We start from the raw sequence: 5,928 nt of genomic DNA, 5'->3' as shown, positions 1-5,928 counted from the left end.
ACGCGTGGCGACGATACTCAGAAGGCCAGCAGTCTAGCACGGAAAGATCGAGAGGTTGAAAGAAAGCACGGCTCTCTTCCTTATCGCCTGCATTAGGTCGTTCCCAAGTCGCACGCCAAATGAAGCAGTCGAGATGAGTCGGGAGGGGCAGTCGAACAAACCCCTGCCCTGTCTACATGATAATATGCTGCTTCATACCCGCCGCTCCACGGTATTTGCCCGATTTGGGATCCCGAAATGCTGAATGCACAACTCGCTCGTATGTGCTCTGGCCTGGGCAAGGTCGAAGGTGCTCTGCATGCGCATCAGCGTTTCGGCTCGTACGAGGATATTTCGATTAGGTTGCCATCTGGATCGCGGACGTAGACGGAGCGGATCGAGCCGCGTGCGCCCTTCTTGGTGACTGGCCCCTCCTCAATCGCCACGCCCATCGCCGTGAAGCGGTCGGCCACGGAGTCGGGCGGGAGCTCCGTCAGGAAGCACAGGTCCATGCTGCCCGGCGAGGGGGTGCGCGCGGTGAACCAGGCCTCCTGGGAGGCGGAGACGGGGCGCAGATTGATCTTGTTGACGCCGAACATCATACTCGTCCGCGTCGACCCGTCTCCGGCCTTGGCTTCTTGTCGCTCCATGCCTAGCGCACTTTCGTACCAAGCCGCCGAAATCTCCACATCGCGCACGTTAAAAACGATGTGATCGAATGCTTTTACCTTCATAGGGTGGTCCATTCCTCTTGCCTTGTAACCTAGCCAACCGGGGGAGTTGCGACCACCACGACGTAGCAGGCCAAGAACGCCTCGATCGTGGCCGGGACCAGTCTACGGTATGGCCGGACTGCGTAGAGCGGAAATACCTCGCCGGGCCAATCCGGAAACGAGTCGATCAGCGTGCCCCTTGCAATCAGTCGCTCCTGTACGGTCGTTAACGTATAGCAAGATAAGAGTGCCGATAGGCAAAATTGGCGGCCTTGCACCATTTTTCCTACTTCCGTTTCATTATATTATCGGAAGTAGGTGGGGGTGGAGAAGAAAAGGCGATGGACGGGCTGAAAAGCACGCGTCGGAGGCTCGCTGAGGCTAAAGTTTTGATTACCCTAGCTACTTACATGGTGAAGCTTGAAGCCGGACGTTAGCTCCTGCCAATACCTCTCGCGACATGCAGCAGCCTGCCTCTACTTTTAATCTACCACGGTCCATGGCATGAAGGGATTGGTTAGTCTCGTACGGGTTTAGCTGGGCCAACGGTACGAATCCTAAACACCTATTGATCCTAGTGATTGCTGAGCGTATAAAGACTGCAACATGGCCGTCCCCGCTGTTGCCTTTGGCATTAAGGGGCGGCCTTCTTCATCTCTGGGCTGATGTTACCGCCTTACACTAAACCTCACTTGAGTTTTGTGGATCAGCTCGCGCTTCTAATGGACCGCGGCCTGATCGTTACCGACAAGGCTAAAGCGATCGAGCACCTGCAGCGCATTGGCTACGGCCGATTGGCGCCGTATTGGCAACCATTCCAGAAAATGGCGTTGAATCCCGGTGGTTCAGCCCCAAGGTCGCGTCTCGATGTTTTTCAGGCTGGAGCTGAGTTTCGCCACGCAGTCGATCTTTATTTGTTCGACAAAAAGCTGCGCCTCATATTCCTTGATGCTCTGGAACGGATCGAGGTCGCACTGCGAGTAGATCTTGCACACGCACTTGGTCGGCGCAATCCATGGGCCCATCGTGATAGCGTTTATTTGGACGTGAAACGCGCTAACCTAGTCCCTTACCATAACAAATACACCCGCCATCAAAATTGGCTAGATCACGCTGACCGCGCGCTCGATCGGTCCAAAGACGACTGGTTGCGCGAATTCAGCGCGACGTACAGCTCGCCTGTGCCGATCTGGATGGCGGTCGAAGTCTGGGACTTCGGCACGTTATCCAAGTTGCTAGAGATGTCATGTCTCAGCGACCGATTTGCCATAGCATCACGATATGGCCTGCTGCCTGACACGCTTGTGAGTTGGATAAAGGCGCTTGCTTTCGTGCGTAATATTTGTGCGCATCATGGCCGTCTGTGGAACACGGGCATAGTTAACCAACCGAAAGTACCCAAAATTGATGAAGCGCCCGGGGTCCTTCACATAAGGTCGGCCTCGATCCAGCGCAGTAAAGTATATGGTTCTTCCACAGTAGCGAGCCATCTTGTGAAGAAGATTAATCCAAGTACGTCTTGGAGCTCCCGAATGAAAAAACACTGGCTTCATTTCCCAAAAATACCTTTCGTTAGCGCCGAACATGGGGGCTTTGTATCGAAGTGGGAGGTTGAGGAGATCTGGTCCTAAGGATCGCTGATTGCTCATGATCTCGAGCCGGGCAAGGCCCGGCCATTTCCTTATGCTCCATACCCATTACCTACTTCCGGACACTTATGGCGGGTGCTGAAAAGCTGACAGTGTGAGATACAATTTAGTACATATCCATGGGACGAGGCTGTCATTCTCACGACCAAGGTGACAGCTAGCCCTCGACAAGATGAGGGGTAGAAGGAGCTTGGCAAGCTCCCTTTGATCAAAACCTTCATCCCCAAAGGCATCAAGGCTCGTTATTATCTTCCTCGTATCCCGCCCATTCATCCTCGGGAGGCGCATAGTACTCTGCGGCGTCGTATTCCTGCTTGTTTGTGTAGCGATCCGCGAGCCCGACGACTGCTAGTTTCGCGAGTGTATTAATCTTGAGCCCACACGCAATGCATTCGAAGTGGGTTGGAAGGTGCTCTTGCCTCTCAATAATCATGTCGTCCTCGAGCTTTTTTATCGCTGCGGCGACGGGTCTTCCCGACACAAGCGCGGCCGAACCGCAGGCAGGACAATCAACCCGGTGCCCAGTCTGTCGGTTTGCCCATATCTGAGCTTGCGCAGTGAGCGTCGCACGTTCGTCCTGGCCTTTGCTTCTCCACACCTGTCGGTGTGCATCAACTTCGCCCCTGACAGCTTTCGCGCTTTCGTCGGCCGTCGCCGTGATCAGCTCCTCGGCAGCTTTGGCTTCTTCGGTACCAACAAAGGCATCTAGCGTCAGGTCCATGGAGGTCAGCAGAACTTTGCACGTCATGTAGAATCGAGGCTGCCAAGATGCCCCTCTCATACCGTCAAAAGCTAGGTCGCCGGAATGCAGCTCCGCATTCCTCTGTCCTGTATGCTGTATGCCAAAATTCTCATGATCCGCTTGGAAGTCTGGTAGCAGAGTCGTTAGGCGTCGAAACACATCGGAAATCGGGATCGACTTTGGGGCGAACTTCTTCTCAACAGGTTCAAAGCCCAGCGCACTGATGATGTTCGAGCCTAGCCTGTCAGGCTCTGCCAAGAGGATCGGATGCACGTTAGCCAGAGCCGCGCGCGCGAGTAATTCAAGTGAGAGGCTGGTCCAGAGCGCATAATCCCACTGGTCTTTGTCGAGCGCTTGCGCCTGCTGGATATAGCGTTCCGCCTTGTTGTAAAGTGCCTGTGGATCCCACGTTGTCGGGACTTTACCTGGCATTACTGTCTGCTTCATACGAGGCTCCTGAGATATACACGCTGTAGCTTCCGGTCTCTTCGGTTCGGCGCAACTGCCGGCCTGGCATGAAGCATGCGCCAGTTGTCGATCACCACCACATCACCATCATTGACCATGACGGCAGGGGTCGCGGTTGCTTCCCTGACGATGCTTTGAATGCTGGAGAAGGCTAATTCACCGACGTAGCTGGCCGGTTTCAGGTACTCTGCGTCCCAACGAATGATCTCGTCAGCGCCAGCTGAGTCCCTCAGTCGGAGCATCCGGACTTCACCGCACTGGGGACGGCGAGGTCTTACGAGTGCCCGCCCCATCAACTCGGCACCGATTTCAGAAACGATAGCGCGGCCGTCCAAAATCATAGTGGGGATGTCCGCATACCCGCGGATGCAACGCAGAAGGAGGTATCGCGGGGGAACAGGCCAGTGAGCTAGGTCTGTGTGAAATGGAAATCGACCTAGGCCAAATAAGCCACTGTAGGTGTTCGGCGTGGAAGTCGCCTTCGGGGTCAGTTCTTGCACCAATTTTCCGCTTCGAGATAGCATAGTCTCGCCGAGGCCAGCCGCAAATTGATCGGTTGACTGGCCCGCAGCCATGCGTGGAAGCACGGCATATCCGGCGACTCCAACCAGTATCCGCAGTTCGGACATGCTCGGCTCTTTGTTGAACGTGGGTGCTGACGTCATTGCTAATTCACTATAGATGCGTGCAATCTTTCGACCAGGATCTAATTAAGATGTGGTAACGGCATTCGCCGTGGCCATAGTCTTTGCCTGTTTTTTTATTATCCTAAGCACCTTGGCAAGGGAACGGCAGACTTCAACGGAATCTGTCGTTTCAAGTACGAGGGGCGAACAAATTATAATACTCGGTTGTAGGCATGAGATCGAGCGCTTAAAGTGTTCAATCTTATTTCCTATTAGCTATAGATGACCTTCGGAGCTTTCCCCACTCCGAATCAAAAGCTCCTGCAGCGGGCTACTGGTATGCCGACCTACTTCCGTTTCTTCTTATTATCGGAAGTAGGGGTGATAGGCGCAAAATGGTAGCGGATGGGCCCGAAAGCCTGCCCCAGAGGCCTTTCGCTCATGCCAATGTGCCTGACAGTTCCCGCCAAAGGCAGCAGGTAAAGCCAGGCGACGATCGGGATCTGCTCATCCTCGACGCCTGATCTGGAGGTCGCCGCGCCTCCGCCGCAGATATCCTGATCAGGTCAAGGAACGATATTGGGCGCCGGGTATGGCCCAGATCATTCTCGCGAATTTCTTCGATTGCCCCTCTTGAAACGACCTTGATCGCGCCCAGATCGTTTTCGGGTGATCGCTGCAAAGGATCGCTCACGCATCATCTCTGGTAATTTTTACCCATGTTGCTCAAATGGAGGATATGGACATGAGAACTGCCCTGGATTTTACCCCGCTCTTTCGTTCGACTGTTGGATTTGACCGGATGCTCGGCGCCCTGGAAGCCGCCACGCGCGCAACAGGCTCCGATAACTGGCCCCCTTACGACATCGTCAGAACGGGCCAGGACGAATATCGGATCGATATGGCTGTTGCGGGCGTTGATCAGGCCGATATTACGATCACCCAGGAGCGTAATACGCTTACAGTGACTGGTCATCGGAACGAAGAGCCAGTGGGTCAGGTGGAGTATCTGCATCGTGGTATCGCAGGGCGTGGCTTCGAACGCCAGTTCGAGCTGGTCGATCACGTCAACGTCGTCAACGCGTCTCTGGTCAATGGACTTCTGACGATCAAGCTGCACCGTGAACTTCCTGAAGCAATGAAGCCACGACGCATCGAGATCCGATCAAAGGCTGATGCGGTACCTGCGCGGATCGAAGCGCTCGAAACCGCAGCCTGATTTTTTCTGAGGGGAGAGGGTGTCTTAACGCCCTCTCCCCATGTTTCATGGCGTTGGACGCCGAGGATAATGTTTGAGATTGGCTGCGATAAGCGGCGCCGCGCTCGGGGCTTGTCAGAGGGGCGGCTTTTACTGGCCCAACTTATAGTGTGCTGCGTGGCCGATTCCTAAGAGCTTGTTTGGAAAGTCCCCTGATGATGGCTCCTGGCAGCTGCACCGAGCAATTGACGGTCACGAAACAGCGGAAATCAGGGTATTTGCGCAAAAGCTAAATGGGCCACCCGACCATTTGTCGGGCTCAGACGCAGTTTCCAAACAGGCTCTTAGATCTAAATAATTGGCACGGCTGTTATCGTCAGCGAATGCCCCACCGTACCCGAGCGTCAAAAATGCTAAAATGAGTTCAAGAAAAATATTGAGGCGAATAGTCAGCAGGTTTGCTTCTGAAACGTCAGAGCCTATTTTGTCTGTCTTCTGCGCCACAAATCATACCCTATCTTATTGCCAAGCAATAAACACATCAGGTGCAGAC

6 protein-coding genes are annotated in these 5,928 nt (G+C 54.3%); 2 read left to right on the top strand and 4 right to left on the bottom strand.

The annotated features are described in order from the left end of the window. Window positions 1-305: 305 nt before the first annotated feature. Entirely contained in the window at window positions 306-713 is a 408-nt protein-coding gene (locus P792_RS20610) for a VOC family protein (protein ID WP_200863440.1), read from the bottom strand. A 680-nt stretch (window positions 714-1,393) separates the two neighbouring features. Between P792_RS20610 and P792_RS20605 the strand changes: the two genes are divergently transcribed. Further along, the gene (locus P792_RS20605; RefSeq protein WP_235075345.1) at window positions 1,394-2,323 is read left to right on the top strand and encodes an Abi family protein; all 930 of its coding nucleotides are present in this window, start codon (window positions 1,394-1,396) and stop codon (window positions 2,321-2,323) included. A gap of 250 nt (window positions 2,324-2,573) precedes the next feature. Here P792_RS20605 and P792_RS20600 read toward each other — a convergent pair whose 3' ends face one another. Together P792_RS20600 and P792_RS20595 are read right to left on the bottom strand one after the other, a co-directional pair. Further along, on the bottom strand, window positions 2,574-3,530 hold the full coding sequence (locus P792_RS20600) for a hypothetical protein (RefSeq protein WP_023977118.1): 957 nt from the start codon (window positions 3,528-3,530) through the stop codon (window positions 2,574-2,576). Then, window positions 3,527-4,180, bottom strand: a complete 654-nt coding sequence (locus tag P792_RS20595; protein WP_031239812.1) for a TauD/TfdA family dioxygenase — start codon at window positions 4,178-4,180, stop codon at window positions 3,527-3,529. Before P792_RS20595 ends, P792_RS20600 begins: the two co-directional genes overlap by 4 nt. 742 nt (window positions 4,181-4,922) lie before the next feature. Between P792_RS20595 and P792_RS20590 the strand changes: the two genes are divergently transcribed. Further along, the gene (locus P792_RS20590) at window positions 4,923-5,396 is read left to right on the top strand and encodes an Hsp20 family protein (protein WP_023977116.1); all 474 of its coding nucleotides are present in this window, start codon (window positions 4,923-4,925) and stop codon (window positions 5,394-5,396) included. 231 nt (window positions 5,397-5,627) lie between these two features. On the opposite strand, the gene P792_RS36840 is transcribed toward P792_RS20590, so the two are convergent. Then, entirely contained in the window at window positions 5,628-5,879 is a 252-nt protein-coding gene (locus tag P792_RS36840; protein ID WP_152530085.1) for a hypothetical protein, read from the bottom strand. Between the last annotated feature and the right edge of the window lie 49 nt (window positions 5,880-5,928).

The organism is Asaia sp. SF2.1 (genome assembly GCF_000505765.1).
In the GTDB taxonomy this organism is placed as follows: Bacteria; Pseudomonadota; Alphaproteobacteria; order Acetobacterales; family Acetobacteraceae; genus Asaia; species Asaia bogorensis.
Note: the sequence above shows the minus strand (reverse complement) of the source record. Positions and strands in the feature narration are given on the sequence as shown.